Below are 26,663 nucleotides of genomic sequence, written 5' to 3'. Positions count from 1 at the left end.
GAATCTATGTGTTGAAAGATCTTATGGATAGATGAAACCGCGATCTATGTAATAAGTAAGTCCGATCTGGAGAGAATTATCACTCTCTCCGTACTTAATATATGTGTTGTAGTCATTCATCCTTTGGTAATGCCAATAGTATGAACCTGAAAGGGACAGCTGATCTTCCACAAAATAATTGATCGTAAGGTTCAAGATGTTTGTAAAGTTCGTCCCTTGTTGATATGAGTTTTGAAAATTGTCAGAAAGAGTATTACCAGCCGAAAACACCAGCCTGTCGGTCAATTCGTAGTTGTAATCAATATTCAGCAAACCATCATATTGCTGCTTGACAGTCGAATATTTTATTAGGTTTGGTCCGCCGTCGATTGAGAGATTTATGGATATCTGGGAATTGAGAGAAAGTTGATGGCTCAAATCAGTATAGACGCTGATCGTTGGAGAAAGCTGCTCCTGGATCTTCGGGAACCAGTTAGAGCCGTACGAGTTTACATATTTCATCTGCAAGTTGATTCCGCCAATGAGACCCTCGGTCCTTGCGAACCTTAACTCGCCCGGTACTTCTCGCAAGTATGAGTCAGCATATTCGTTGATTCCATTTAATGAGACTCCGTCGTTGGAGAGTGCCTTCTCTATGTCCTGCCAAAAGAACTTGTCCGGTCTGACGTGCACCTGAGAGTAATAGCCCTGTCTGTAGAATTCCTGCGCGAGGTCTTCAATAGTCTTTTCGCTCAAGTCGCTGTTGGCGAGGTTCAATTGCTTCAATCTCTCTTGAAATCTTATGGCAGAGACGATTGAAGTTACATTTCTCATCTTTCCCCAGCCTATTCCAAGTGATAGGCTGTAAGTCTGAGATTTGGTCCCAAAATATTGATTCGATACGGACGTATAAGACTCGTACTGGTATGAATCGTGTAGGTCTGCCTGGACATTGGACCCGATTGAATAATACATTTCCCCCTCATCGGGATAATTTCTGTAGGTAAATGCTGCGTTGAGGTTGACATCGGAGATTTTGTTCTGCGTCTTGTTGACCAGTGGAGCGTATGGCGTGCCTGAGGATTGAGAGAAGTAATTCAGATAATTGCCGTAAATATCCGCGCTTAATGACAGGTATCTGTCGTCATTTTCTTTCAACAAGTAGTAATGGGGATAGAGAATTCCTGACAGGCTAGTGCTAAAGTTGTTGTAGTTATAAAATGACATTGTGTCGTTTGTCTTGTAGTAATCGGTTGAGAACCCGGCGGTCGACCAGAACGCGCGCAGGTCTGTCTCCGGAATCTTGAACTTTGAAAACACAGCCGGGTCGGCATTTCCCAATCCATAATTCTGTCCTGAAGCTATGCCGCACATCAATGCGATTCCCACCATGAGAACGATTGCACTTCTCATTTTTTCCTCCTGAAAATTGTTAATGCCTAAACCGACAAGACTATTCTAAGCCTGAAGTGAAGCAGCCCACTGAAGTCGTACGAGAACTGTCGCATACCTTTTGCCGCGCCACCCCGGCACCTGTATGATTTAGATGAAGGTAAATTGAATAAGCTGAAAAGTCAATGTTGGTTAGAGAAGGATTCCTGTCCGCCGCCTTGCCGGAGTTTGTCGGAACAGTCGCCGCAGAATCTATCTGTCTTAAGATCTATCTCTTCCACACCGGTTGAAGAATGCATGGCGCAGAGATAATTCCTGCAGTGAAGCAATCCGAATGTGTGGCCAAGCTCGTGCGCTGATTCTTTCAGAAGCCGGAGCGCAAAAAGATCGCGGTCAGGTTGAAGGCCGTAGAATTCTTCACTGAGACGGTGTGATGAGACGACCGCTGCCTTGCCGTCGAGCTGGGCTTCTCCAAAAACGTATGTAAGCACAGGGACAAACAAGTCGCCCGACGTTACGCCGAGTATTTTACCTTCGTAGGATTTGTACTTGTCGAGGAGAGCCGAAAGAAGTGGAGTAGACCCGTACTGGTTACGTGAAAAGTTGAATGCGAATGAGCCGTCGAGGGGTTTTACGGATGTCAGCTCGACGCCGGAGGAAAATATTTTCGACAGGCGCCTCGTCAGTGGAGACATGGCGGAAACGTCCACCGGATCTATCGCGACAATCAATATCGGCAACATTCTCAACAAACGGGTTATGTAATCCAGAGATCAGGGTTTCTTTAATCCGTATTTCGATATCTTGCTGTAGAGTGTGACCCTGTCTATGTCCAGCGCTTCGGCGGTTCGTGTGATATTCCAATTGTTCTTTTCGAGTATGCGAGCAATGTGCACACGCTCCATGCTCGTTATAGTATCGTCCTGCACGAATCCGTTTTCCTGAGATTGTGTAAGCTGGAACGGCAGGTTCTCGGGGCGGATCGCCGGTGGCTTTGCAAGCACCATCGCCCTCTCGACAACGTTTTCCAGCTCGCGCACGTTTCCGGGCCATTTGTTCCGGATAAGTAGATCCATTGCTTCGGGGGCAATCTCCAGCAAAGGCTTGTTCATGGAGGAAGCATATTTCTTTATAAAGTGATTGACGAGCGGCGGTATATCCACGCGTCTTTCGCGCAACGGCGGGACGAATACCGTGAAGACGTTCAATCGGTAGTACAAGTCTTCCCTAAAACTTTTGTCTGCCACAGCTGCTTCGAGGTCGCGGTTAGTCGCGCAGACTACGCGGAAGTCGCTGGAAATCACGTCGTTTCCCCCGACGCGGGTGAACTGCTTCGACTCGATGACGCGAAGAAGCTGTACCTGCATCTTCTGGCTTATCGCTCCGATCTCGTCCAGAAAAATTGTTCCTCCGTCCGCCATCTCGAACTTCCCTTTTCGCCTGAACTGGGCTCCGGTAAACGCGCCCTTCTCATGGCCAAACAGTTCGCTTTCGAGAAGTGTTTCCGGAACAGCGCCGCAGTTTACAGTAATTATCGGAAAATACCTCCTCGAGCTGTTCGCATGGATTGTCCTTGCAACCAGTTCTTTTCCCGTGCCGCTTTCTCCCCGAACCATCACGGTCGTATCCGTTTGCGCGACGGTTTTGGCCAGGTCGATGACTTTCTTCATTTGTGAACTCTCACCGATGATCTCGTCGACGCCGGATAATTCGGACATTTGCTGACGAAGTCTCCAGTTCTCATCAGCAAGTTTCTTCGTACGGAGAGCATTTTGCACAAGATGCGAAAGATGTTCCGGGTCCACCGGCTTCGTCACGTAGTCAAATGCACCCTCCTTCAGGGCCTGCACCGCGCTGTCAACGGCGGCAAAGGCCGTCACCATTATGATCGCCGCCGATTTATCTATTTCCTTTATCCGCTTCTGCAGCTCGAGGCCATCCATCCCGGGCATCTTGATGTCAAGGAGGATTATGTCCCACGGTCCGTTGTTCATCAATGTCAACGCGCGGTTCGCATTTTCAGCGGTCTCGACTCTGTAGCCGTCCTCCTTAAACCACTTGCCGAGCGAATCACGGACGGAAAGTTCGTCATCCACGACGAGTATGCTTGCCTGCTGTGTCTTCTGGTTGTTATTCATAAGGTCGTCTCAGTGTTCGTGCTCTTTGACAGTTTTGATTTGGCCGCAGCATCGGGATCCAGCGGCAGGATGATCGTAAATACGGAGCCCACATTTAGTTTCGATTCGACATCTATTCTTCCGTTATGCCGTTCGACGATACCGTGCACGACGGCGAGTCCAAGTCCTGTCCCTTTCCCGTCCTTCTTCGTGGTAAAGAACGGTTCGAAGATATGCTCCAGATCTTCGCGGCCAATCCCTAAGCCGTTATCGGAAACTCTTATGCGCTCCTCTTTTTCCTGCGGCCGGTATTCAAGTTCTATCTGAAGCTTCCCGCCGTCAGGCATGGCCTCGATCGCATTTATCTCCAGGGCGATCAATGCCTGCTCGATTTGCTGGGGATCGCAGATGATCTCAACCTCATCCGTCAGAATTTTCACTTCACTTTTCACATTGCTCATTGCCAAGTGATGGGCTATCAGCTTCAAGCTCTGCTCGATTATTTTCGACAGTTTCTGCGGCTGGAGCTCGCCGATCTTCTGTCTCGAAAACAGCAGAAGATTATTTACAATGTTTCCACAACGTGCGCTCTCATCGGCGATCATAGAGAGTTCCGTGTCAATCTCACTGGCTTCCTCACCAGTGCGGCCCTCCCTGGAAAGTTTCTTCCGAATCAGTTTGGCATATGCAAGGATACCAGCCAGAGGGTTGTTCAGCTCATGTGCCACGCTCGCCGCAAGCTTGCCGAGGGATGCCATCTTTTCCATATGTACCATGTTCGAGAGCGCTCTTCTCAGCTCGTCCGCCTTTTGCTCTACCCGCTCTTCGAGAGTCTGAGTCCAGCGCGTGAGCTCGTCATGTGCACGACTGAGCTCCTCGGTCATCTTGTTGAACGAAGTCGCGAGCTCACCGATCTCGTCGCTCGAACTCACGTCGATCCTATGACCCAGCTTTCCGCGCATCACTTCCTGCGTGCCGAGTATAAGTTTCCGGACGGGAATGTTCACCATTATCCAAATGAAGATACCCGCAAACAATGTCACGCCTACAATCATTAACGCGCCGCTCAAGTAACTGGTGTTCTTAAGCTGCGCGAGATTATCGTCAAGTCCCTTCAGCGGGAGCATGACGTCGAGCACGCCCAGCACTGTCTGCGACGAAGAGTGCTCATGGCATTCCGAGTTATAGCAGGCCGGCTCATTTCGGATCGGCGTGATCACTCCAAGGACTCTATATCCTTTTGGCGAAGTGAAAACCCTTGTAAGCGGCACTCCGGTATCCGACGGCAGAAGTTTCCCCGCCTGATGGCAGACGGTACACGCCTCTGCGTCCATGTTAACGTGCTTTCCAACTTCTCCGTTGACGGTCGAGAATGTCACTTCCCCCTTCTTGTTATAAATTCTGATCGTCTCGATCCCGGGCTCGGAGCCCAGAGTATTTATTGTCTGGTAGATGTCCTCCCGCCGATTCTCGAGCATGCTGTAACGAGTCGATCTCTTAATCAGGTCACTCGTTCTCCCTGCCCACTCCGTAGTAGCATCAAGATATTTTTCGGAATGCCATTTTAACATGACAGTGGTAAAGATCGCCGTGAATACGAACATCACGGTCAGCACGATCAGCAACAGTTTGAAAGCTAGGTATTTTGTTATTCGCATAACGGCAGATTTGCCCTCGGCGAGTATTTTGACAACAATTATGCCGAGAATCTCACCATTAATTGAATCCGGCGGGCTTAATACGATAAGAAAATCAACAAATATCCGTCTATGTCGAGAAAAACCACACGCCGCCCCAATCGGCTCAGGGCAGGCGTGGCATAATTACGCTAATCTAATTCACAATTTGATGGAGAGAATCTTCCGCAGGAATGCAATGTACTTTTGTGGACCTACTAGATCTCTCAAGTTATTCGGCCGCATACCGCCGTCAGCTAGCGTGATTCCTACCGGTGGAACGCTAGACTCAAGATCATGGAGGAGTTCTCTCCGAAAATCAATGAACTGTCCGGTAGAACTCTGCGACATTTCAGCTCCGGTAAAGAGCCTTTTTGTGGGGTCTGTCTTTTCATCGACCGTAACCTCACATATCCATCCGGCTCCATAGAAATCTTCTCCAAGTTTCGCGGCGGATCCATTCAGGAGCAGGTTCGTCTTCCTGATTCTTCCAGACAAGGGAGACCTGACCGCGACCGTCAGGTTCTCGCAAAGGACCCAGGCGCACGGATCGTTGACAGTAATATTGGTTTCGGGCTGCGCGACAACAAACTCATCCGATATCTCAACCAAACGTGCGACAAACTGATCGAAGCCGAGTCGATACAAATTGTTTTCGATTCGCATGGCCCAAAGGTGATTGCGGGAGTAAAGCCGGTCCACGGGCAGAGTGTAAGGAACGGGGGCAAAAGTAAAATCGCTGACAAGACTTTCGAGTGAACGGCCGGGCGGGGTCACGGGGGGATCGGCGGAATGAATATTGTCGGTCCGAGACGTCCGTATCTCTTCTCCCTTGTAGCCTTGGTGTCTCCGTAGAGCCTCGTCAAGCGGGCATTCATCACACTCAAATTTCCGGTCACACAGTTTGTAAGAAAGTAAACCTGCATCGACCCAGATACAGTTGCGCTCGTCGTCGGGAATGACGCGGTTGGAAATCTTAATTCCTTCCATGATACACCTACGCCTGATTTTATTTGACTTCCATGCCAAATTCGGGTGAACGCCTTGCCGGCTCGATCCCATTTTCAACGACGACTACCTCATAGGCCTCGGCATGTGAGGCGGATGGGGCGGGTTTTCCCACAGGGAACACCGCAAGATTCTTGACAGCCAGGGCGAACGCGCCAAACCCGAGCGCCACTATCATAATTGTTATTGATATCTCGATCACGCTCGGAAAATAATTCACACCATAGTGTCGCTCGAGTGATGTGATGCTGACGTCCATCCTGTTCAGGACAAAACCTGTGACAACAAGTATTGCGCTGTAAAATAAACCTTTCTTACTCGCGCGTATCCTGTCCTGGACTAGAAGAACGATCGGAGCGATGACACCGAGCAGGAGCTCGATCCAATAAAGCGAGCTTTCAATATTGAACGTAAACAGGTAAGGGTAGAGGTTGTAATTGACGATGTCTTCAATTTTCAAAACGAAATAGACGCTCAACGCGACCGCGGTAACTTTCCCCAGTTTGGACAGTACCGATAGCTCAATTTCCCTTCCGAACGCGCGAGAGCTTAGAAACGATTCGACGGTGACCATTGCCGGGCCCACAGCGAGCGCTGATAGAAAGAATAGAAACGGAAGATTGCCGGAATACCAGAGCGGATACATTTTTTCCGGCGAGATCAGGAAAAGCGATCCGAGAGAGGACTGGTGGAGCGTAGAAAGCATGACGCCCAATATGACGAGCGGGACGATCACCGTGTGTACTGCCTTGTTGGCCCTGTGCATGTGAAATCTTTCAAATACCATCGGGCTGAATTCGAGTGCCAGCACAGTTGAATACAACATCACGCACCAGGCTACCTCGAACATTACCGAGTGCGGGTTCCACATAACTAGAGGATGCCAGATGTTCCATGGCCGTCCGAGATCAAACATCAGGGCGAATACGACCAGGACATATCCCAGGAAGGCAGTAAGCACCGCGGGCTTGATCAGGGGCTTGAATTCATCCAGGTGGAATATATAAACCGACGCGGCAACGACGAATCCACCGGCGGCGAGACCGACGCCGCAAAGAACGTCGAACCCTATCCAGAGTCCCCATGGGAACTTGTCGCTAAGGTTGGTAGAGGCGCCAAGACCGAATACAAACCGCACAACCGTGGACCACAATCCCACCATCACCAGGAGGACGAAAACGGTTTTCCAGAATGTCATTTTCCTGAACCAGTCCTTGATTAACGCAGGAAATCTTCTATGTCTCATTTTGAAATTCTCCAAAGTTTTATCGTTCAATGTCTGTCGAGTTTTCCCGGTCGTTTTCCAGCCGCTGCTTCTCTTCGTACTCGGCAACTTTTTTCTTTCTATTTGTCAGCCACCAGAATCCAGTCATCAAAGTACCGCCCCACATAACGTAGTCAGGAATCTTTGACATAATGTTCCACGTGTATTGCGGAAGTGCAGTCTTCGGAAGATCTGTTCTGAAACCGAGATTGGCAAAATCCATTCCGGCCAGATACATGGTCGAAGTGCCGCCGACTTCTGTTTCTCCGAACACGTGCTGGACGTATGTCTTTGGATTGTCATTAAGTTTCTTATGAGCCGTTTCGAGAAGTTCATCGCGATAGCCAAAAACACGTGCCTGGACAGGGCACACTTCCACGCACGCCGGCTGTTTTCCCTGCTCGATACGATCATAACACATCGTGCATTTTGTCACTTTCGGATTCGGCTTGTTCCACTGGTACTTCGGGATCTGAAACGGGCAAGCCTGCATGCAATACCTGCACCCGATGCACTTTTCTTCGTCATATACGACCGGTCCATCCGCGGTCTTGTGAAGCGCGCCGACCGGACAAACGGAAGCACAAGCTGGATTCTCGCAGTGCATACATAACTTCGGCACATTGACATCTCCATATTGTTGGACGACAGTATTTTTCACGCACGATAGCTCGTGCACGTCTGTGTGCGGAAAGCCCCACTTGTCAGCACAGGCGTCTTCACATGCCAGGCATCCAATACATTGCGTTGTATCGACGAGTATTCCGACTTTTCTGGACATCTAAGTTCTCCTTTCGCACCTCTTAACAGGCGATCAACAATTCGTTTGTGGATCAACTAGGCCAGGAAATCATTTTCAAATTTCTCCCACACTGACGGCGCAACGTGCTGCAGGGCACCTTCGACTGGAGTCCCTCCGTCCACCATTGTAGCCGCAGTTGAAGGAGCTATCTGTGCGGTGATAAAATTGCGGAACTTTCTTATCTCTTCCTTTAGCCAGCGTGCGGCCTCGTCTCCAATTGGAAGATTCCTTATTTCTCCGCTCAGATCCGTGGGTTGGATTACGGCGACCCAACCGCCATTATAACCCTCATCGTTCACAAGGCGCGGGAGAGTGGAGAGGTCTTCGTTGAATGCCGCGAGCTTGCCGGATATTGGGGCGCGGAAAGACAATATGTTCTTCCCTTGACTCACCGTAAAGAGCTTGTCGCCTGCGTGCACGGCCGTCCCCACAGGAACCGCACTGACGCTCTCGACTTTTCCGACTATTCTCTGAACAAAGTCGTCGACACCGACACGCGCCATGCCGTTAGACATTACTTCCACCCAAGTGTGACCCTTTCCAAAGAAATATCCTTTCGGGATCACGAACCGAGCTTTTGAGTGGGCGGGTGCGGCGGGAGCCGTGGCCGCGGCGCGCTTCTCACTACGCTGTACGAAATAATCGATAATCATGAAAACTATTATCGTCGCGACCACAAATATGGCAACCATTTCAAACCTCCTGAGTTTTAGCTGCAATCAAGTTTTTAATTTCAGTCACTCCAAATTCTGACTCGATGCGAATTCGGTTCGAGTGAATAAAAAAGTCTGAAAGACGTTTCGACGGACGAAACAGCTTGAGTAATTGATTAACGAGAGTTTGTCTTCTTGTCATCCTTGATAACCTTCATACCCTATTCATCAATCTCCGTTCCGTAATTGGCAGGTTGGCAAGAAAATCTTGTGGATTAACGCGCTGTTTCACCGACAGTTACGCAAGGGAGAAACGATGACAGGATGCGGTTCATGAGATGACGTCGGTTGATGTAGAGTTCATCAACGACGATTTCCAACCGGACTTCTAAATACGGCTATCCGATCACATTTCAGCGGAAATACGACCCGATGATTATCTCAACGTACCGTGATGAATTAATCTACAAAAAATTGGAAGGTTGCTTTGGTATGTAAGAACAAAACCTGAATTCGATCACTGATTTGAGCATTAAGAGCGAGAAGTCGCCCGCTCGGAACAGCTGGACTTCCTGCTTCAAGTCGACCTTTGTCGTGCCTCTGTGATGATCTTGATTCCCGCGCTCGCCCCGATGCGGTTGGCGCCGCTTTCTATCATTCGAATTGCGTCATCGTAAGACCTGATGCCACCAGCCGCCTTCACTCCAACCGAATTGCCGACGACTCTCCTCATGAGAGCGACATCTTCCGGCGTTGCACCGCTCTTACTGAAACCCGTCGATGTTTTGACGAAGTCTGCTCCGGCCTCTTTCGCGAGCATGCACGCTTTCTCCTTCTCAGGATCCGTCAGAAGGCATGCCTCGATTATTACCTTGACAATTACGGACTTCGACTGGGCGGTTACGACGACTCCTCGGATGTCCTCCCGCACCATTTTATGATCGCCGGACTTCAGTCTCCCGATATTGATCACCATATCTATTTCCTGTGCGCCATTGGCAATTGCATCATCGGTCTCAAAAACTTTCGACTTTGCCGTGATTGCTCCGAGCGGAAATCCAACGACCGTACAAACTTTGACGCGAGATCCCTTGAGCAGGTTTCTAGCAAGGAATACGTACCCGGGATTGATGCAGACGCTTTTGAATCCATATTCCATCGCCTCTTTGCAGAGAGCTTCAATTTCTCCCGACGTGGCTTCGGGTTTGAGCAGCGTGTGATCGATCATTGCCGCAAGCTCATTCGGTGTAATAGCATGTCCACTTTTCATTTTTTGTCCTTCATCCCGTTAGAAATCCTGTTGAAAATAAATCTGTCCGATTCGGACAGGTATCCGGACGGTGGGGCTGGATTGTATCGGGTAGTGTCCGACGCGTTGCTGAAGATCCCGAACATAGGCACTGCCATCGCGTCCTCAAAGTTGAGAGGATCCAGCCCGAGGATGAGTTCGACGGTCCTTAGCATACTAAGCTGGTCATACCGATCATCCACGACCGCACTACGCTTCACATACGGACCGGCCGCGAGCGCCTCCGTCCTTGTAGCGTCGACATGGTCAGGTCCGTTTTGCGCGTCGTCCTCCTCGACAAGTATCAGACTGCTCCTCCAGATTGGACTATTCGAAATTGTATTCAAAATTAAACCAAGTGCAATGTCGTTCTGTGCCACAAGCTGGTACGGAGCCTGATAGTTCGGATCTGTTCCGCCTGTATGATCATTGGGGAGCCAGATGTATTCGAATGGGACGACCGAACCCGATTTCACTTGTGCGTCGAAATCCGTTTTCCATGACTCAAACCGACGCAGGTCGGAATACCAGAGATCCCAGGTATAATAGTTCAGAGGATAATGGTACACGAACTCGGCGAACGCTCTCTTGAAAGACGTGTCAGAATTTATTGCCCCCGATAGCGTCAGGTCGCCGGTAAGTACTCGTGAAATGCCGTTTGTGAACGTAGTATCGCCAAGCAACGAAAAAGTGGCTGAAACTGTCGATGCTTTCCCGTAGAACGATTCGACGAATTGGCTGAACTCAGCCCCCCTATCGACCTTCGATGCGAGGTCCATGCTGTTCGCGTAGAACTTCTTCGCAATCTCGCCGGTGTCACCGAAGAATGTTCGGATGACTTTATAAGCGGCCGTCATTATATAGTACGGTTCTCCATAGATCCTGTAATCGAGATGAGCGGCCTCGAGTGCGTCCCAGATATATGCCCTGGAATAGACCACGGGGACGGTCCCGAAAGGATATCCCTTGTACTTGTGGCTGTACTCCGCGTTTCCGAGCCACTCGAGAAAAGGGCTCGCGTAGCCGCTCGTCGTGAAGCTGTGTCCGAGCACGCTCATCTCCCCGTCTGCGAAGAAATTATCGAGTGTCACGAAGTCGGTCGCGATTTTGTGGACATTTGGAGTTACCGCACGACCGAAAATCGTTAAGCTCGAGTCTCCGTTGCCTCGTCCGAGATCACCCAACACCTGGTCGTAGGAACGATTCTCTTTGATGATATAAAAAACATGTTTTATCGGGAGCTTCATCCCGCTCCATGGGCTGTACTCTGGTGAACCTTCCTCCACTATTTTCGTCCACGCACTCAGATTTGGTCCGATCGAATCGAGCGGCACTATTCCGACACTGCCCCTCAAAAGTGTCAGGACGTAATCTGTTCTGCTCTCTTCTTCGATAGGCTGGGGTCCGGCAGGGTTCGGTCGGCGGGGAATAATTCCCTTCGCGCTTAACGCAAACAAATCACCGCCACCGATTACGACTTTTGTCGTGTACCAACCGGAAGGAATATAGCCGAGGAGCTCGCCGGTCGACAGCTCAAAAACCGCAACGGCATTCAACGTTGCTTCACTCACAAAAAGTTTGCCGTCATAAACGGAGCAGGAGGTCGGTGATACACCGGACTTGTAGCCGGGCTTTCCAACGAAGATCGTGCGCACAACGCGATCCGTGCTTACATCGATTACCGATATGTCGTCCGAGGTTGTATTCACAACATAGATTTGGTTTCCACTTAATGTCATCTCCTCCGGCGCGCTTCCGACATCAATTGAGTCGAGCTTTTGAAAGCGCGTATCATAGACATTGACCCTGTTCTCGCCCAATAACGTCACATAGTACTTGCCGTTCACCAATTGAACATCGTACGGGAAATAGCCTATGACTGCTTCATTTTCAATTTCGCCATTCTTGAGATTAAGCAGTTCGATCTTGCCCATATCGTACCTGCCCAACGAATCCTTCGCAACAAGACAGACGATGGCAATATGACTCGAATCGACAGGCGCGAGTCCCGCGGCATAGCCACCGACATTGTATTGAAGTTGAAATTCGAAATTCTTGTTGATCATGCATATGCTCGAATCGAATCCACCGCTGACATACAGATTTCCATCTTTACCGATCCTGGCGCTCGGGAAGATGGAAGTGAGATACTCCGTCTTGATCACTTCAGCCGACGAAGGGTCGACAACTGAAATTTCTTGCGGCTCGCGGACATAGTATCCGGTATTCAGAACGACGAGCTTGCCGTTGAACATGATCGCCTCAAACGGGAGCCGTCCCACCTCGACCTGCTTTCCCGCTGGACCGAGTTTCCAGCCGGTCGGGAGCTCCAGATCATTCGACATTTTTCCTCTTGATCTCTCCTGAGCCCGGTGAACATAGGACATGACCGAATCGTAAGGACTCCCCTTCGCGAATTCCCACAACTGTCGGTTCAAAATGTCTTCGCTCCCCGGTTCGTCAAATTCCATTTCATCCTGAGCAAATACCGCGACAGGGTATACCACGATGATCAAAGCAAAGATTACGAGTACGAAGATTGATTTTGATTTGAACATATGATCTCTCGGATTTTCCGTCACGATATTTAATTATTGTTACGATTAATTTAGCTAAGATTTAACTCCATGTGAAGAATTTTCCGAGGAAAATCCGAAGACAATGACCACCGATCGCCGCGCAAATCTATCGTTCGTTCCAATCCGGAAGTCTTCCCGGAGTCCAGGGGCTTCCAGATGCAGCCATTTTTTGTTCGAGATTCTTCAATCTTGTATTGACCAGATACTTCAATTCATTTAGCTGCGTGACGAATTCATCGCTCGCGATTTGAAAGGAAGTCAAGTCGGTATTCGGCGGCTTCGATGTGGAAAGAGATTCATTTCCGAGTATTGTCCCCACGCGCTCACTTATCGATATGGGAGTATTCTGATTGAGAGCGCGGAGAGTTTCATTTCCCCGGAGGGCAATGAGGATCGAGTCGACAGACAGATTAATCGATTCCTCCTCCGATCTTAATTCCTCAACCCGAGAAGTTGTTTGAGAGAGAGCATCGCTCACGAGTCTCAATCTCTCTTTCAGGGCATTTGCTGTTTTGATTGCACCGTCGACGGCGCCATTCAACCTCGTCACGTTCTTCTGGAACGAAACAAGAGCGGCTCGATCGGACGCAGACATCGTATCCGTTCCTTCGACATAAACGTTGAAGCTCTGAGGAGCGGAGAGCTGAGCGACCGAAGCGACGACTCGCTGGTACAGGGTGACCGTATATTTCCCGGGCATCACCAGCGGACCGGACTCCTCCTTTCCCTGCGGAACAACCATGCCCGGATAGGTTAGATCCCAGGCGACGCGGTGAAATCCGGATGCCACCGGTCCGGATAGTTTTCGGACAACATTTCCCGATTCGTCAGTTACGACCAACTCGACAGCCGGCGCAGGCTCCTGGTTCTCCGCGGTAAGCTCATCGGGAGTCGGATAAGGTGGCGTGATCCCTTTTTTCTCGTCTGCTTTTTCCTTTTCCTGACGAATTTCTTTTTTAGTCCTCAAACTTTCCTTCAGGTAATAAGTGAAGGTCGCGCCGAATGGCGGGTTCGACGCCGAGAAGAAGTTTTCGCCTTGAGCAGCTTTCCCCTCACCTCCAAGTGGAAGCGCCTGGATGTACATAAGGGAGTTCTTGACCGGGAAAAGAGTGGAACCACCGGAAAGGAGCTTCTCATTCGAGCTCCGGAGCGGCGAATAATCGTCCAGGACATAGAAACCGCGGCCGAACGTCGCGCATACGAGATCGCACTCGCGCTTTTGTATTGCGATGTCACGGACAGGAATAGTCGGCATATCGCCTTTCAACTGGATCCAGTTCTCACCTCCATCATTCGAGAACAACAGGCCGAATTCAGTTCCCGCGAAAAGAAGATCGGGGTCGACAAAATCTTCTGCAAAGGCAAGCACAGGACCGTTGGCCGGAAGTTTTGAGCTGATCGACGTCCAACTATTGCCCCTGTCAGTGCTCTTGAGAATATAGGGAGCAAAATCCTCCCGCTTGTGGTTGTCGAACGCCGCGTAAACTGTGTTGACATCGTGCTGCGACGCGACGATCCTTGCCACGTAAGTCATTTCGGGAATCCCCGGAAAATTCTCAATCTTCCGCCAGCTCTTCCCTCCATCTTCCGTTGCCTGTATGAGGCCGTCATCTGTCCCGACATAAATCAAACCTTCTTTCAGCGGCGACTCGGATATGGTGGTACAAGTGCCGAAGAAAGTGGTCGAAGCATTCTTCGCCACCGCATCGACGTTCCAAATTTTTCCCATTATCTTTAGAGTATTCACGTCGATCTGGCGGGTCAGGTCGCCGCTGATCTCCGCCCAGGTATCTCCGCGATCATCGCTCTTAAAAAGTTTATTGCCCGCGAAGTACACGCGCGTATGTGAAAACGGGCTTACGGTTACCGGAGAATCCCACTGCCATCGCAGGGGAGCCTCATCTTTTCCAGGCTGAGGTTGGATTCCGACCTGCTGGCCTGTTTTCCTGTCGAACCTCACGAGACCTCCGTACTGGCTTTCGGCGTACACGGTATTGGGGTCTTCAGGATCAATGCGCGACTGAAATCCATCTCCGCCCGTCGTGATGAACCAGTCGGAGTTCACGATTCCTGACGCGTTCCGGGTCCTCGACGGACCGCCGACCGAATTATTGTCCTGAGTTCCGCCATACACGTAATAAAAAGGTTTCGAATTGTCGACATCGACATCATAAAATTGAGTTACCGGAAGATTGCTCTTGAAATCCCAGTTCAGTGCGTGATCATAGCTTTCATACAATCCGCCGTCGCAGCCGACCAGGTAGTAATCAGGATCATGCGGATCGATCCACATTGCGTGGCTGTCGACATGTTTCCATTTCTCGCTGAGACGGTAGAGTGTTTTTCCGCCATCATCCGATACCATGACGAGGGTGTTCATAATATAGATGCGGTCGACATTCGCCGGATCACAATAAATTGTAGCATAGTACATGGCGGTCTGGTCGAACCCATTCCGCTTTTCCCAGGTTTGACCGAAGTCGGTCGACCGGAATATTCCGCCCTTGCCTTCCGCTGCTTCTATGGTCGCATAAAGGACATTTCTTTTAACAGGTGAAACCGCGAGACCGATCTTTCCCATATCCACACCGGGAAGTCCGGCTGTGACCTTGTTCCATGATTCCCCCGCGTCAGTCGACTTATAAATTGCGCTCTCGGGTCCGCCATCGATAAAACCGAACACATGCCGCCGCCGCTGGTACGAGGCAGCATACAGAAGATTGTGGTCGATAGGATCCATGACGACATTTGTGATGCCCGTGTTCTCGCTTACGCTCAGGACGCTTTTCCAGGTCATGCCTCCGTCAGTAGTCTTGAAGAGTCCGCGGTCGCCGCCCGGTCCCCACAGTGGTCCTTGAGCCGCGACGTAAACCACATCTGAGTTTTGAGGATCGATCAGGATCGTTCCGATGTGTTCGGACTTCTTCAGCCCCATGTTCTTCCAGCTTTTGCCGCCGTCATCGGAGCGATAGATCCCGTCTCCATAACCTACACTCCGCTGGCTGTTGTTTTCACCCGTGCCGACCCACACGACGAATGGATTTTTCGGATCGATGGCGACTGCGCCAATTGAATATGATGGTTCATGTTCGAACACAGGCGACCAAGACGTACCGTCGTTGGTGGTTTCCCAGATTCCGCCTGAGGCGACTCCGACATAATAATGGGCACGGTTGTTCGGGTCCACAGCAATGCAGCCGATGCGTCCGGATGTGAAAGCCGGACCGATCGATCGGAGAGTAAGACCGGTGAAAGTGGATGCGGACATTACTCCTTCTTTAGAATTATCCGATTGGGCAAAGACAGCGGCACCGAAGGCAAGAAGCAACAATAGAGAGGCTGGGATAAAATGGCGAAAAGTCATGGCAGATAACTCCTAAGATGGTTGGGATACGCTTGAATCTCTATGGAGAAATATACTTGAGGAGGTCAAAAGGTGTAAGAGGTACAGAGGCAAAATTCTAAAATGAGGATTAGGAGGCGCAATTTTCCCTACATCCCGGGTGGGGTACGCCATTCAAGGAAAGGTAAGATATTTATGGACTTGACTTACGATATGTTGCTTTGTATTATATGGAAAAGGAGAGTAGGAAATGGAGACAGGTGTAGTCACTACGAAGGGTCAAATCGTAGTGCCGGCAAGAATTCGCAGGAAATTTGGGATCAAGAAAGGGACAAGGATCGCCTTCATTGAGCGCGAAGGAAGACTCTTCATCCAGCCGCTGGACAAGAATTACTTCTTGTCTATGGCGGGCATACTTGGAACGGACGGTAAGGTTTTGAAATCGTTGATGGAAGACAAAAAGAGAGAGCGCGAGCTATGAAGTCAATCGTCTTGGACAGCTTCGCTGTAATCGCATATCTTGAAAACGAGCCGGGTTACGAAACAGTGGCTGAAATCTTCGATGAGTGCGTCGCGAAAAACTCCGAAGCATCTATGTGTATTATTAATTGGGGCGAGGTCATCTACCACACTCTGCGGGTTGGCGGTGAGAAAGCCGCAAGATTAGCTGAGGATGGAATGGCGACCCTACCCATCCAGCTTGTCGAAGCCAATATAGAATTGACTCACCAGGCTGCCATCCTGAAAGCGTCAAACAAAATGTCTTATGCAGATTGCTTTGCAGCGGCGCTGGCAATGAAGAAGAAGGGTGAGCTGGTAACAGGAGACAGCGAATTTAAACAGGTAGAAAAGAGTGTCAAAATCCGCTGGATGAAATGAGAGCCATGACAGAGGAGCCTAACTCAAATGGGGCGGGATACCATGATTATCTTGGAGGATTTCTTGAGATTGCACTTAGCACAGAGTATTTTCACCTCGTTAGCGTTGTAGCTTGTTCCTCCTTTCGAGTATGGGAGATCGTGATCATAATGAAGGTTCTCTGATGAGCCGCATTGGACGCATCTTCCCCTGCCCCTATTCCAAACTTGGACTTTTACCGTGGTGGGGATTATCCTCGCATTCGGAATGACCATCACTCGTTCAAAAGACTTGAGTTCTACGGGTTGTAGATAGAACTTGAAGACGTGTGTCATGACACTGAAAACAATTCTCGCATCCACGAGATTGAAATAACCTTTGTAAGACCATACACCTTCATCCAGCTTTTCATAGACTTTGACTTTGTGCGCATGTTGTAGTAGCCCGAGCTTGAACGGCTGGGCAGCGGCGAAGGATTCCGTTGCACATCATGACCTTCATATACTATCAAACTGGTGTTCGCGTCCAGCTGATCCGCGTAGGGAGCGTTCCTTCTCACTGACATAAGCAAGATGGAATATCCAAACCTCGTCTTGAAGTTCATTCCCTTCTGGATGTTCTGCCCCTCTTCGGAAACGATGTCGGAATAAGAAATTATGTCATCAAACTTCATTGCCTCTGCCCTTGTCAAGGAAAATCGCGGACCTCGAGAACTTTTGTCCCGATCTTCGTTAGGAGAGCGGTGAGACCCGCTCTCCACAAAAAACGAATTACGAATATTACATCGCCGCTTTCGGTGGTGCCGGCTGATCGGGCGAACCGGCATTGCGAACAGGAAAATAAATCAAGACTAACGCGAGAACCAGGAACACCAGCAAGCTGATCCCGAAGGTCGGAACCGCAAAAATCGATATCCACTTTATATTGTAGAACGCCAGGGCAGCGAACACGAGACCAGTGAGTGCTTCGCCTGCGATTAGACCGGACGAAATAAGTATTCCGGTATTCTCAACTCTGCTTGTCTGGGCTTCGTTATACTTGCGGCTTTTGGCTATAAGATCGACAATCCCTCGTATCAGTCCGCCGACAAAGATCGCGGCGACCGTCCCGAACGGAAGATACATCCCGACAAACACGAGCATCGGGCTTCGCACTCCGCTTATTATGAATCCGAAAGCCATCAATATCCCGACTATGACCAATGGCCACGCCATGTGTCCGCCGACGATTCCCTGCGCAAGCGCAGCCATCATTCCCGCCTGCGGAGCCGGCAGGTTCCGTCCACCGAAACCGATTCCGCCCTGGTTGATGTCGCCCTGATTCAATATCATTAATGGTATGAACATGACCGCAGATCCAGCGAGCACACCTATGAGGTCACCGACCTGCATCTTCCACGGCGTACCGCCGAGTATGTGCCCGACTTTCAAATCCTGCAGCATCTCTCCGGCCACAGCCGCTGCGACGCAAACGACGGCCGCGACACCAAGCACAGCCGCAACTCCGGTCGCACCGGTTTGACCGAGGACGACCATTAAAATAGCTGCAATCAACAGTGTCGAGATCGTCAGTCCGCTCACCGGATTGTTGCTGGAGCCGATTATTCCGACGAGGTAACCTGACACGGCCGCAAAGAAAAATCCCGTGACCAGCATGACGATCGTCGCCGTAAGAGCTGCCGCTGCGTTCTGCGCGAAATAGTTATAAATGAAGAACGTTGCTATGCCGGCAAGAATTATTCCGCCGCCGACATATCTGAAGTCCATATCGCGCTCCGTCCGGATCTCAACTTTTCCACCCGCCGCCGATTTTTTCACATCGCTAATGGCCCTTCCGAGGCCGACGCTCAAACTCTTTCTCATCTTATAGAGAGTATATCCCGCGCTGAATATCATTCCGCCGATCGCGATTGGACGAACAAGCGTCAGCCAGACCGAATAGCTGAGTGCTATCCACATGTCCTGGGTCGCATCAGCAGGAAGAGCGGACGGTCCAACGAAATAGAGTAGAAGGGGGACGAACAGCCCCCAGCTCAAGATTCCGCCGCTGAAGTTCAATGCCGCGAGGCGCGGCCCGATTATATACCCGACGCCGATATAAGCCGGACTTACGCCGGGAGTCGTAAGCAAAGCTCCGCCTCCCGACTGAACCGTGGAAGCGCCCGAACCGTTCTTGAGCGACAATGATAGAGGAGTAAACTTAATGAACCTTTCCCATACCGAGGCAAAGAAGTTGAGCTGTCCAAGTGCCTGAATCGCTGCGCCGAGGCCCATAGCACTGAAGAGGAACTTTGCACCCGTCCCACCGCTACGTCCCGCTTTGTGTATCTCCGACGCTGCGACTGATTCCGGAAAAGGAAGCTCCTTGTCCTCAACCATGACACGCCGAAGGATGGTGACGAACAAAATACCGACAACGCTTCCCACAAACATGATGGAAGTCGCTTCGAGGTAGTGGCTGCTATCGAACTGTTTCCAGATTCCCGCGATATAGAATGCAGGGATCGTAAAGACTGCGCCCGCGGCGATCGACTCGCCTATTGCGCCAACGGTCCTGGCAAAGTTTTCTTCGAGGAGACTTCCTTTCATCAACCTCAGGACAGCCATTCCGATGACGGCTGCGGGATATGTCGCGGCAATCGTCATCCCGGCTTTGAGACCGAGGTAAGCGTTTGCAGCTCCGAGGATGACGCACATTACCAGTCCCAAAATCAGGGCTCTGACGCTGAACTCCTTCATAGTCGTCTCAGCGGGGACGTAGGACTGAAATTGCGAGCTATCAGCCATTGATTACTCCTTGTACTTTTTTGATGAGATAAACATCAGGCAGTATGTCTGGCGTTTTCCCTTTAGTGGGGAAATTAATCACGAGGGAGGCCCGGTGTAATTGTCATTCAGCGAAGTTTTTGATTCCGTGAATATAAAATGCATAGCCGCGAATATCAACCGTGGTATGAAGATTGGATTTCTCAAGAGGGACAAAGCGATGAAGCACATCGAACTCAACGCCTTTGTGCCAATGAGCTGGAGGCCATATCAAATCCTCCCGGCTCGAACGAGATTGGAACTTAACGTCATGGATTTTATTTTGTTCGACAAGGACGAAGAGGACGAATACATGGACAAGATCAAATTCGGTACTGACGGCTGGCGCGGAGAAATCGCCCAGGACTACACATTTGAAAATGTTTCAAGGGTAGCACTTGCGACGGCAAAGTTCTACAAGAAACACAAGAAAGCCAGGAATGGAATCCTGATAGGATACGACACACGCTTCCTTTCTGCTGAATTTGCTCAGCGTACGGCGGAGGTGATTGCGAACACCGGCATGAAGGCGATACTGTCGGACGGATATTGTCCTACACCCGCGCTATCGCTCGCGATTCCAAAGTTTAATGCGGCCGCGGGCGTTGTGATAACAGCTTCGCACAATCCGGCAAGATATAACGGATTTAAATTGAAGGCAGATTTCGGCGGACCGGAGGATGAGGAGTACGTCGCAAAAGTTGAAAAGGAGGCGAACAAACTTTCCCGGAAATCCCTCACATCCATTAAGAAGAGTTACGACGAGCTCACCCAAAAAGGTCTGATTGCGAAAGCTAACTTGAGACAGATGTATATAGATGATCTGAAGACTAAGATCGACATCGCAGCAATAAAGAGTGCACGTCTCCGGATCGCGCACGACGCGATGTACGGTGCAGGCCAGGGAATTCTCAAACATCTTATCGAAGATGCGGTCGTGATCCATAACGAGTTCAATCCTTCATTTGGCGGCGAGCACCCGGAACCGATCGCGGCGCACCTTTCAGAATTGATGAAGTTCGTGCCACAGGGAAATTACAGCGTGGGACTGGCAACTGACGGTGACGCGGATAGAATAGGCGCGGTCGACGAGCACGGCAACTTCGTGGGCCCCCAGGAAGTCTACGCACTTCTTCTGAAATATCTTTACGAGACAAAAGGTTTGCGGGGCGAAGTGGTAAAGACGGTGTCGGTCGGGGAGATGCCGGATATCCTCGCAAAAAAATACAACTTACGCCTGACGGAATTGCCAGTGGGATTCAAGCACGTCGCATCGGTCATGATAAGCAGAGATGTACTTATCGGCGGCGAAGAGAGCGGGGGCGTCGGATTGAAAGGCCATATACCTGAGCGCGACGGATTATTCCTGGGACTCACGATTTGTGAAATGATGGTGAAGCGCGGAAAAACTCTTGGAGAGCTCGTGAAGGAATTGTTCGACCAGGTTGGGCCGCACATCTTCAGGCGAATCGATGTACGCACGACGGAACAGTACAAGCAGAAGGTGCTTGCTAAGTTGAAGAAGGGGCTCAAAGATGTCGCCGGCCACAAGATCGATCACGTTCTGAGGATCGACGGATTCAAATATTTCTTTGCCGACGGCGGCTGGTTCCTTGTGAGAGCATCCGGCACAGAACCGCTCATCAGGTATTATTGCGAAGCCGATTCAAAAGAGAAAGTTGACAAAGTTCTCGAAGCGATAACTCATCTTTAGCACGACTGTTTTAACTAAACCACGAGAGACACGTCTACGCGCCGAAGCGCTACGACGCGCAGGCACGGGGAGACACAGAGGAAGAATATCATTCTTCTTGCCCCTGAGTTCATGTTCTGAACTCGTTGTGAGCTCGACTGGCCGAAAACCTTTTATGATTCCCAATTGTTAGAATAGAGAAATGGAGCACGGAATGACCGGGACTATAGACTTATTCATTACGCAGATGAGAAGAGACATGGTTTCGCTCGGTGTGAAGGAATTGAGGACGGCCGCCGAAGTGGATGACACCCTTTCAAACTCGAAGGGGACGCTCCTCGTTTTTGTAAATTCGACATGCGGTTGCGCAGGAGGAATCGCGCGTCCGGGTCTCGCAATGGCGCTGAAGAACAGTACTGTCCCTGACAATATAGCCACCGTATTTGCGGGACAGGACAAGGAAGCGACCGAGCGCGCCCGGAAATATTTCACGAACCAGCCCCCATCGTCACCATCTTTTGCGCTGTTCAGGGACGGGAGATTTGTCGCCATGATTCACCGAAGTGATATCGAGGGTACGTACCCCGCGTTCGCCGCCGAGCTTCTTACAGGATTATTCCAGACGTACTGTTCGAAGTCGAGCTGAACAAGCCGCGCGCGTCCGGCAGGTTCACAGCTTCTCGAATTTCGCCTGAAAGAATCTGAGGTGCTTGGGTTCGTACACCATCTTTAATCCTTTAACCTTCTTCCTGTTTTCGTACACCTCCAGGACGGACTCAGCGGTGACGTCCATGTGTGCTTGAGTGTAGACGCGCCTTGGGATCGTTACGCGCACGAGTTCGAGTTTAGGATGACGATTCTCGCCGGTCTTCGAATCGCGGCCGGCTGAAACTATCCCGCGCTCCATGGTCCTGACGCCTGAGTCGATGTAGATTTCTGCCGCGAGTGTCTGGGCCGGGAAACTATCCTGCGGAATATGCGATAGGATTTTCCTCGCGTCGAGGAAAACTGCGTGGCCGCCGATCGGCTTTACGACAGGAATCTTCCAATCGATCAGTTTCTGGCCGAGATACTCGACCTGGCCGATGCGTGACCGGATGTAATCTTCCTTCACCATCTCCTCCATGCCGCGCGCCATCGCCTCCATGTCGCGGCCGGCAAGTCCGCCGTACGTGTGTAGCCCTTCGAATATCACAACCATGTTCCTCGCTTCATCAAATACATCCTTATCGTTGATTGCGAGGAAGCCTCCGATGTTCACGAGGAGGTCCTTCTTCCCGCTCATGGTTGCGCCGTCGGTATGCGAACAAAGCTCTCTAAGGATATCCTCGATGGATTTCTTCTCGTATCCCCTTTCTCTCGTCTTAACGAAGTACGCGTTTTCTACGGCCCGCGTTGCATCGAGGATTACTCGGATACCATACCTTGAAGTCAACTCGCGGACGGCTTTAATGTTCTTCATCGAGATTGGCTGGCCGCCTGCCATATTAACCGTCGCAGCGACACTGATATATGGAATCTTCTTTTCCCCGACTTTCTTAATGAGGTTCTCCAGTTTTTCAAGATCTACATTTCCTTTGAACGGAAAAGTAGAAGCCGGATCATGCGCCTCGTCTATAATGACGTCGACAAAAGTGCCGCCTGCGAGCTCCTGGTGCTCACGCGTCGTGGTGAAGTACATGTTCCCCGGAATAAAATCACCAGGCTTTATCAGTATCTGTGAGATGATGTGCTCGGCGCCGCGGCCCTGGTGAGTCGGGACAAGATACTTGTAGCCGTAATATTTTCGCATGTTCGATTCGAGATTATAAAAATTCTTACTTCCCGCGTATGCTTCGTCGCCGAGCATCATGCCCGCCCACTGATAATCGCTCATTGCGTTTGTACCGCTGTCGGTTAGAAGATCTATGTAAACATCTTCAGATCTCAGAAGAAAAGTGTTATAGCCCGCTTCTTCTATTACCTGCAGTCTGTGTTCGCGAGTCGTAGTCTTGAGAGGTTCAACGACCTTGATCTTGAATGGCTCGGCCCAGCTTCTTCTCTTCGGTTTCGGATACGGCATGAAAGTACCTTTCGGGTTGATTGTTAGAAAGAAAATTTATCGGGACGCCATGATACTTTCAATAGCATGGACGACCTCATGGCTTGAGTCGTAGGATAGCCCCCGACTTGTTGCACGGAGTGAAAAAGATGGCTTACAGTCGTCCACGGAGATTGTTATTTCTCCTTAGTGCCTCTCCGTTTTTTCTATGTGGGACTCTGTGTACCTGGCTCTCCCCTGTTACGCGGCGCGCATTACCTGACGATCTTGAAGTTGAAATTCGGCGATTGGAATATCCCCATCAATCTCACCCAGATCGGAAGTATCATTTCCTGAGCACGCGCATTCGAGATATCACCGAGGTCGATGATCGATTTCCAGCCGAACCAGTCTTTAAGAATCTTCGTGATCTCGGATTTGGCGGATTGATCATTTCCGCAAATAAACAGGTCGTGGTCACCTCTGACGATTGCCGGATCGACCATGAGTCTGCAGTTGACCGTATTCAAGGTCTTCACGACCTTTACGTCCGGAAACGCCCGCTGGATTTGTTCGCCGAGCGAGTCGGTGTTGCAGACGCTCAAAGAGGGCGGCATGCCCTTCGAGAAATCAAGCGGGTTCGAGATGTCGACCAATGTCTTTCCTTTCATATTCTTAGCGCCCGCAAGTTTAAGCGCATCAAGCGAGCCCATTCCCGATGTGCAATTGAACAGCAATTCGCCGAAGGATGCCGCCTCCTCAAATGTGCCATGAGATGCGCGAGTACCATTCGCCTTTGCCCAATCGGAAGCCTTTTGATTATTCGAAGTGCGCGAACCCATCTTGACATTGTGACCGAGTTGAACGAGCTTCGTGCCTACCGTTGCTCCGACCATGCCTGTTCCGAATATTCCTATGTTCATTTCATTTTCCTGAATCTTTTGTGAGTACAATTTATAACAACACGCCCGCCGAATCGTTCCGCTGAGGAGATTGGATCGGATCCGGACCTACGCAATCCCCAAGTGACGCACCACCGACATATCGAGACAGTTAAGCTCAGGAATGCGGAGTGACCCGGATAATACTTTCAGGATACTTTCAGGGATCTCGCGAGATATAGATAACCGGCCCTTTGAAGCGCCCTGCACGCGGCATCAATTACTCCGGGCCTGTCGTTGTGAGGAAGAACCGGGACCTCCGGCGCCAACTTCATTTTCTCAAGAAGTCCGGCGGCTTCGACTCCAGCCAATCCGTCGAGTACAGAATATACCCCGTTTTCCTTTTCTTCGAGCTCGTTGTGGATTTCAAGAAGTGCACGGATTGTGTTAATGACCGTTGCCGAAGGCGGGGGAACTAGAAGCGCGACGAGTGCGCCGTGATCAAGACGTAGCTTGTCGGCAGCCTCAAACTTATTTCCTCCCTGCAACCGCGCAATAACAGGAAATACGATCTTCTCTTCTATTCCTATGTGCCTCAATAGTCCACTTCGAAATTTCGAATATTTTTCCTGATCGATGACCCCCGAATTGGGATACGATTCATCGAGAAGGGCATCCAGCCGCTCGTGATCGCCGGCGAGGTAAGCATATAATGCGTGCATTTCGATCTGACTCTATTTAATTCAACTTAATCAGAATATGTCTCATTATTTTCATCCCTGACATTATTGCGCACACGTGCAGACTCACGACAACGATAATCCCACTAAAGCGAGAGAAGCCACAGTAGACCGGTAATCGGTGTGAACGATACTCTCTATACCGGGACCTTTTGCCACGCTCACGAACATAGCACGGTCATCAATGTAAATGGAACTGTCATAATCATGACTTCCCGCGATCGCCTTTTCGAAGATCGACGGGGTAGACGTTACTCACGATATCCCGTCATGGCTCACCCACTTCGCCAACTCTCCCGAGGAGATCGTTCCCCTCCTTATGAAATCCATCCAAACACTCTAACCAAGTTTTTCCAACTCCAACAACGGATTGCTCTCCATTCTTGATTCTCCCGTTTGATTTAGATTATGAGGTCAGCTCTGCATTTCACTCCGAGAACGCGGCAACTTTGGAAAGTCGTCTCTTGTGGCGCTCTGCTCCGCTGAAAGACGCGCCGAGGAAAGTCGTGACGATTTCCCAGGCCAGCTTGTTTCCGATAACCCTGCCACCCAGACAAATGACATTCATGTTATCATCCTCGACTCCCTGATGCGCCGAGAAGCAGTCGTGGACCAGTGCCGCTCTGACCCACTTCACTTTGTTCGCGGCGACTGAAGCTCCTACGCCACTTCCACAGATTGCGATCCCGCGTTCCACTTCCCGGGAAGAGACCGCAATCGCAAGTGGAAGGACATAGTCGGGATAGTCATCGTCCGGCATGAGAGAATTGGCGCCGTAATCGATCACCACATGACCCGATCTCCTGAGCGACTCCGCGATTTCTTCTTTCAATCCGAAGCCGCCATGGTCGCATGCAATACCGATCCGCATCTGGACTTCTCCTTCCTGTGTTACTGACGCGTCGTAGTATTACGCAACGCCAGCCCAAGGTTTATAATCACACAACAATCCTCTATCCGCTATTGTTTCACCGGGAAACCCGGGTATTCAAAGGTATTGACCTGTCGCGCCCAACAGTCTTCGTTGACGCCTTTGAACGGATAGAATCTTGAATGGTGCTGGATGAAATTTGAAGGAGAGTGCCTGATGGCCTTTAAACAAAAGAAGGCCTGACAGAATCCTGTCAGGCCTTCAATTCCTTGTACTACAGGAGGATCAGTGAATCAATAGTTGACAGTCAGAGTGAAAGATCCGCTGTAGGTGCCTGGTGTCTGCGCTGCCGGTATCGCCGCAAGCGAGCCGCCGAGCCAGAAATAGTAGTGTCCCGCGCTCCCCGTCGATCCGCTCGTCGTTACAGTTGAGCCCGACGCAACGCTGGTAGCACTCGATTGGTTGCTGGAAGAATTGGCGCCGACCACACTCGGAGTGAACGTGAGTGCAGTGCCGGGTCCGGTCAGAGAAACCGTCGCTCCGTAGGTAACCGTGAGAGAAGTCGCGCCATTGGCGGTGGCTGTGAAGAGGGGTGCACTGCCGTTGGTGTTGGCGCTCAGGGCCGCCGGGGTTGTACCTGCGACCACTGTTCCGAAATTAAGCGTACCACTTACTGTGAGAGTGATTCCCTGGAT

At 50.5% G+C, this 26,663-nt stretch carries 23 protein-coding genes; 4 read left to right on the top strand and 19 right to left on the bottom strand.

The genetic code is table 11. The features are described 5' to 3' along the window. Positions 1–21: 21 nt before the first annotated feature. The 11 genes from VIS48_10010 to VIS48_09960 form a co-directional block, all read right to left on the bottom strand. A complete protein-coding gene (locus tag VIS48_10010; protein HEY9166482.1) occupies positions 22–1,392 on the bottom strand; it encodes a hypothetical protein in 1,371 nt (456 codons plus the stop codon). A 161-nt stretch (positions 1,393–1,553) separates the two neighbouring features. Beyond that, a complete protein-coding gene (locus VIS48_10005) occupies positions 1,554–2,114 on the bottom strand; it encodes an archaemetzincin family Zn-dependent metalloprotease (GenBank protein ID HEY9166481.1) in 561 nt (186 codons plus the stop codon). Between the two features lie 30 nt (positions 2,115–2,144). Continuing rightward, a complete protein-coding gene (locus VIS48_10000) occupies positions 2,145–3,509 on the bottom strand; it encodes a sigma-54 dependent transcriptional regulator (GenBank protein HEY9166480.1) in 1,365 nt (454 codons plus the stop codon). After that, a complete protein-coding gene (locus VIS48_09995) occupies positions 3,506–5,146 on the bottom strand; it encodes an ATP-binding protein (protein HEY9166479.1) in 1,641 nt (546 codons plus the stop codon). The genes VIS48_10000 and VIS48_09995 overlap by 4 nt, the downstream gene beginning before the upstream one ends. Positions 5,147–5,326: 180 nt before the next feature. Beyond that, entirely contained in the window at positions 5,327–6,154 is an 828-nt protein-coding gene (locus VIS48_09990) for a hypothetical protein (protein ID HEY9166478.1), read from the bottom strand. A 19-nt stretch (positions 6,155–6,173) separates the two neighbouring features. Next, the gene (gene hybB / locus VIS48_09985) at positions 6,174–7,418 is read right to left on the bottom strand and encodes a Ni/Fe-hydrogenase cytochrome b subunit (protein ID HEY9166477.1); all 1,245 of its coding nucleotides are present in this window, start codon (positions 7,416–7,418) and stop codon (positions 6,174–6,176) included. A 19-nt stretch (positions 7,419–7,437) separates the two neighbouring features. Further along, positions 7,438–8,217 carry a 4Fe-4S dicluster domain-containing protein gene (locus tag VIS48_09980; GenBank protein HEY9166476.1) on the bottom strand — a complete coding sequence of 260 codons (780 nt, stop codon included), beginning with the start codon at positions 8,215–8,217 and terminating at the stop codon, positions 7,438–7,440. Between the two features lie 56 nt (positions 8,218–8,273). Beyond that, on the bottom strand, positions 8,274–8,930 hold the full coding sequence (locus VIS48_09975) for a hypothetical protein (GenBank protein HEY9166475.1): 657 nt from the start codon (positions 8,928–8,930) through the stop codon (positions 8,274–8,276). A gap of 538 nt (positions 8,931–9,468) precedes the next feature. Next, positions 9,469–10,143 (bottom strand): deoxyribose-phosphate aldolase, encoded by a 675-nt coding sequence (gene deoC, locus VIS48_09970; protein ID HEY9166474.1) that lies wholly within the window; start codon positions 10,141–10,143, stop codon positions 9,469–9,471. Positions 10,144–10,157: 14 nt separating this feature from the next. Next, on the bottom strand, positions 10,158–12,737 hold the full coding sequence (locus tag VIS48_09965) for a hypothetical protein (GenBank protein ID HEY9166473.1): 2,580 nt from the start codon (positions 12,735–12,737) through the stop codon (positions 10,158–10,160). Positions 12,738–12,864: 127 nt separating this feature from the next. Further along, entirely contained in the window at positions 12,865–16,026 is a 3,162-nt protein-coding gene (locus tag VIS48_09960) for a glycosyl hydrolase (GenBank protein ID HEY9166472.1), read from the bottom strand. 325 nt (positions 16,027–16,351) lie between these two features. Here VIS48_09960 and VIS48_09955 point away from each other — a divergent pair, with 325 nt between their 5' ends. Together VIS48_09955 and VIS48_09950 are read left to right on the top strand one after the other, a co-directional pair. After that, positions 16,352–16,582 (top strand): AbrB/MazE/SpoVT family DNA-binding domain-containing protein, encoded by a 231-nt coding sequence (locus tag VIS48_09955; GenBank protein HEY9166471.1) that lies wholly within the window; start codon positions 16,352–16,354, stop codon positions 16,580–16,582. After that, positions 16,579–16,980, top strand: a complete 402-nt coding sequence (locus VIS48_09950) for a type II toxin-antitoxin system VapC family toxin (protein HEY9166470.1) — start codon at positions 16,579–16,581, stop codon at positions 16,978–16,980. The genes VIS48_09955 and VIS48_09950 overlap by 4 nt, the downstream gene beginning before the upstream one ends. A 23-nt stretch (positions 16,981–17,003) precedes the next feature. On the opposite strand, the gene VIS48_09945 is transcribed toward VIS48_09950, so the two are convergent. From VIS48_09945 to VIS48_09935, 3 genes are all read right to left on the bottom strand, one after another. Further along, positions 17,004–17,234 (bottom strand): HNH endonuclease, encoded by a 231-nt coding sequence (locus VIS48_09945; GenBank protein HEY9166469.1) that lies wholly within the window; start codon positions 17,232–17,234, stop codon positions 17,004–17,006. A 56-nt stretch (positions 17,235–17,290) separates the two neighbouring features. Continuing rightward, on the bottom strand, positions 17,291–17,632 hold the full coding sequence (locus tag VIS48_09940) for a hypothetical protein (protein HEY9166468.1): 342 nt from the start codon (positions 17,630–17,632) through the stop codon (positions 17,291–17,293). Positions 17,633–17,738: 106 nt separating this feature from the next. Continuing rightward, the gene (locus tag VIS48_09935) at positions 17,739–19,745 is read right to left on the bottom strand and encodes an oligopeptide transporter, OPT family (protein HEY9166467.1); all 2,007 of its coding nucleotides are present in this window, start codon (positions 19,743–19,745) and stop codon (positions 17,739–17,741) included. A 199-nt stretch (positions 19,746–19,944) separates the two neighbouring features. Between VIS48_09935 and VIS48_09930 the strand changes: the two genes are divergently transcribed. Together VIS48_09930 and VIS48_09925 are read left to right on the top strand one after the other, a co-directional pair. After that, positions 19,945–21,477, top strand: a complete 1,533-nt coding sequence (locus tag VIS48_09930; protein HEY9166466.1) for a phosphoglucomutase/phosphomannomutase family protein — start codon at positions 19,945–19,947, stop codon at positions 21,475–21,477. 193 nt (positions 21,478–21,670) lie between these two features. Beyond that, positions 21,671–22,102, top strand: coding sequence for a BrxA/BrxB family bacilliredoxin (locus VIS48_09925; protein ID HEY9166465.1), 432 nt, complete (start codon positions 21,671–21,673; stop codon positions 22,100–22,102). A 24-nt stretch (positions 22,103–22,126) separates the two neighbouring features. Here the strand turns inward: VIS48_09925 and VIS48_09920 are convergent, their stop codons facing one another. From VIS48_09920 to VIS48_09900, 5 genes are all read right to left on the bottom strand, one after another. Further along, positions 22,127–23,518 carry a tyrosine phenol-lyase gene (locus tag VIS48_09920; GenBank protein ID HEY9166464.1) on the bottom strand — a complete coding sequence of 464 codons (1,392 nt, stop codon included), beginning with the start codon at positions 23,516–23,518 and terminating at the stop codon, positions 22,127–22,129. Positions 23,519–23,751: 233 nt separating this feature from the next. Further along, a complete protein-coding gene (locus VIS48_09915) occupies positions 23,752–24,399 on the bottom strand; it encodes an NAD(P)-binding domain-containing protein (GenBank protein HEY9166463.1) in 648 nt (215 codons plus the stop codon). A gap of 167 nt (positions 24,400–24,566) precedes the next feature. Continuing rightward, positions 24,567–25,079 carry a hemerythrin domain-containing protein gene (locus VIS48_09910; protein HEY9166462.1) on the bottom strand — a complete coding sequence of 171 codons (513 nt, stop codon included), beginning with the start codon at positions 25,077–25,079 and terminating at the stop codon, positions 24,567–24,569. Positions 25,080–25,524: 445 nt separating this feature from the next. Further along, complete coding sequence (locus tag VIS48_09905; protein ID HEY9166461.1) at positions 25,525–25,968, bottom strand: RpiB/LacA/LacB family sugar-phosphate isomerase; 444 nt, start codon at positions 25,966–25,968, stop codon at positions 25,525–25,527. 293 nt (positions 25,969–26,261) lie between these two features. Then, positions 26,262–26,663 (bottom strand): DUF4402 domain-containing protein (locus VIS48_09900; protein ID HEY9166460.1); only part of this gene is annotated, 402 nt, incomplete at its 5' end.

It is taken from the genome of Candidatus Kryptoniota bacterium (assembly GCA_036567965.1).
In the GTDB taxonomy this organism is placed as follows: Bacteria; Bacteroidota; Ignavibacteria; order Kryptoniales; family JAKASW01; genus JAKASW01.
The sequence above is the reverse complement of the archived record's forward strand: the minus strand, read 5'-3'. Positions and strand labels throughout refer to the sequence as shown.

Excerpts from the sequence above, each read along its gene's own strand:
- VIS48_09915 (HEY9166463.1), bottom strand. The coding sequence starts at position 24,399 with ATGAACATAGGAATATTCGGAACAGGCATGGTCGGAGCAACGGTAGGC.
- VIS48_10000 (HEY9166480.1), bottom strand. The coding sequence starts at position 3,509 with ATGAATAACAACCAGAAGACACAGCAGGCAAGCATACTCGTCGTGGAT.
- VIS48_10005 (HEY9166481.1), bottom strand. The coding sequence starts at position 2,114 with ATGTTGCCGATATTGATTGTCGCGATAGATCCGGTGGACGTTTCCGCC.
- VIS48_09940 (HEY9166468.1), bottom strand. The coding sequence starts at position 17,632 with ATGAAGTTTGATGACATAATTTCTTATTCCGACATCGTTTCCGAAGAG.
- VIS48_09910 (HEY9166462.1), bottom strand. The coding sequence starts at position 25,079 with ATGCACGCATTATATGCTTACCTCGCCGGCGATCACGAGCGGCTGGAT.
- VIS48_09920 (HEY9166464.1), bottom strand. The coding sequence starts at position 23,518 with ATGCCGTATCCGAAACCGAAGAGAAGAAGCTGGGCCGAGCCATTCAAG.
- hybB (HEY9166477.1), bottom strand. The coding sequence starts at position 7,418 with ATGAGACATAGAAGATTTCCTGCGTTAATCAAGGACTGGTTCAGGAAA.
- VIS48_09960 (HEY9166472.1), bottom strand. The coding sequence starts at position 16,026 with ATGTCCGCATCCACTTTCACCGGTCTTACTCTCCGATCGATCGGTCCG.
- VIS48_09995 (HEY9166479.1), bottom strand. The coding sequence starts at position 5,146 with ATGCGAATAACAAAATACCTAGCTTTCAAACTGTTGCTGATCGTGCTG.
- VIS48_09935 (HEY9166467.1), bottom strand. The coding sequence starts at position 19,745 with ATGGCTGATAGCTCGCAATTTCAGTCCTACGTCCCCGCTGAGACGACT.
- VIS48_09945 (HEY9166469.1), bottom strand. The coding sequence starts at position 17,234 with ATGGTCATTCCGAATGCGAGGATAATCCCCACCACGGTAAAAGTCCAA.
- VIS48_09955 (HEY9166471.1), top strand. The coding sequence starts at position 16,352 with ATGGAGACAGGTGTAGTCACTACGAAGGGTCAAATCGTAGTGCCGGCA.
- VIS48_09930 (HEY9166466.1), top strand. The coding sequence starts at position 19,945 with ATGAAGCACATCGAACTCAACGCCTTTGTGCCAATGAGCTGGAGGCCA.
- VIS48_09980 (HEY9166476.1), bottom strand. The coding sequence starts at position 8,217 with ATGTCCAGAAAAGTCGGAATACTCGTCGATACAACGCAATGTATTGGA.
- VIS48_09990 (HEY9166478.1), bottom strand. The coding sequence starts at position 6,154 with ATGGAAGGAATTAAGATTTCCAACCGCGTCATTCCCGACGACGAGCGC.
- VIS48_09905 (HEY9166461.1), bottom strand. The coding sequence starts at position 25,968 with ATGCGGATCGGTATTGCATGCGACCATGGCGGCTTCGGATTGAAAGAA.
- VIS48_09975 (HEY9166475.1), bottom strand. The coding sequence starts at position 8,930 with ATGGTTGCCATATTTGTGGTCGCGACGATAATAGTTTTCATGATTATC.
- VIS48_09950 (HEY9166470.1), top strand. The coding sequence starts at position 16,579 with ATGAAGTCAATCGTCTTGGACAGCTTCGCTGTAATCGCATATCTTGAA.
- VIS48_09965 (HEY9166473.1), bottom strand. The coding sequence starts at position 12,737 with ATGTTCAAATCAAAATCAATCTTCGTACTCGTAATCTTTGCTTTGATC.
- VIS48_09925 (HEY9166465.1), top strand. The coding sequence starts at position 21,671 with ATGACCGGGACTATAGACTTATTCATTACGCAGATGAGAAGAGACATG.
- VIS48_10010 (HEY9166482.1), bottom strand. The coding sequence starts at position 1,392 with ATGAGAAGTGCAATCGTTCTCATGGTGGGAATCGCATTGATGTGCGGC.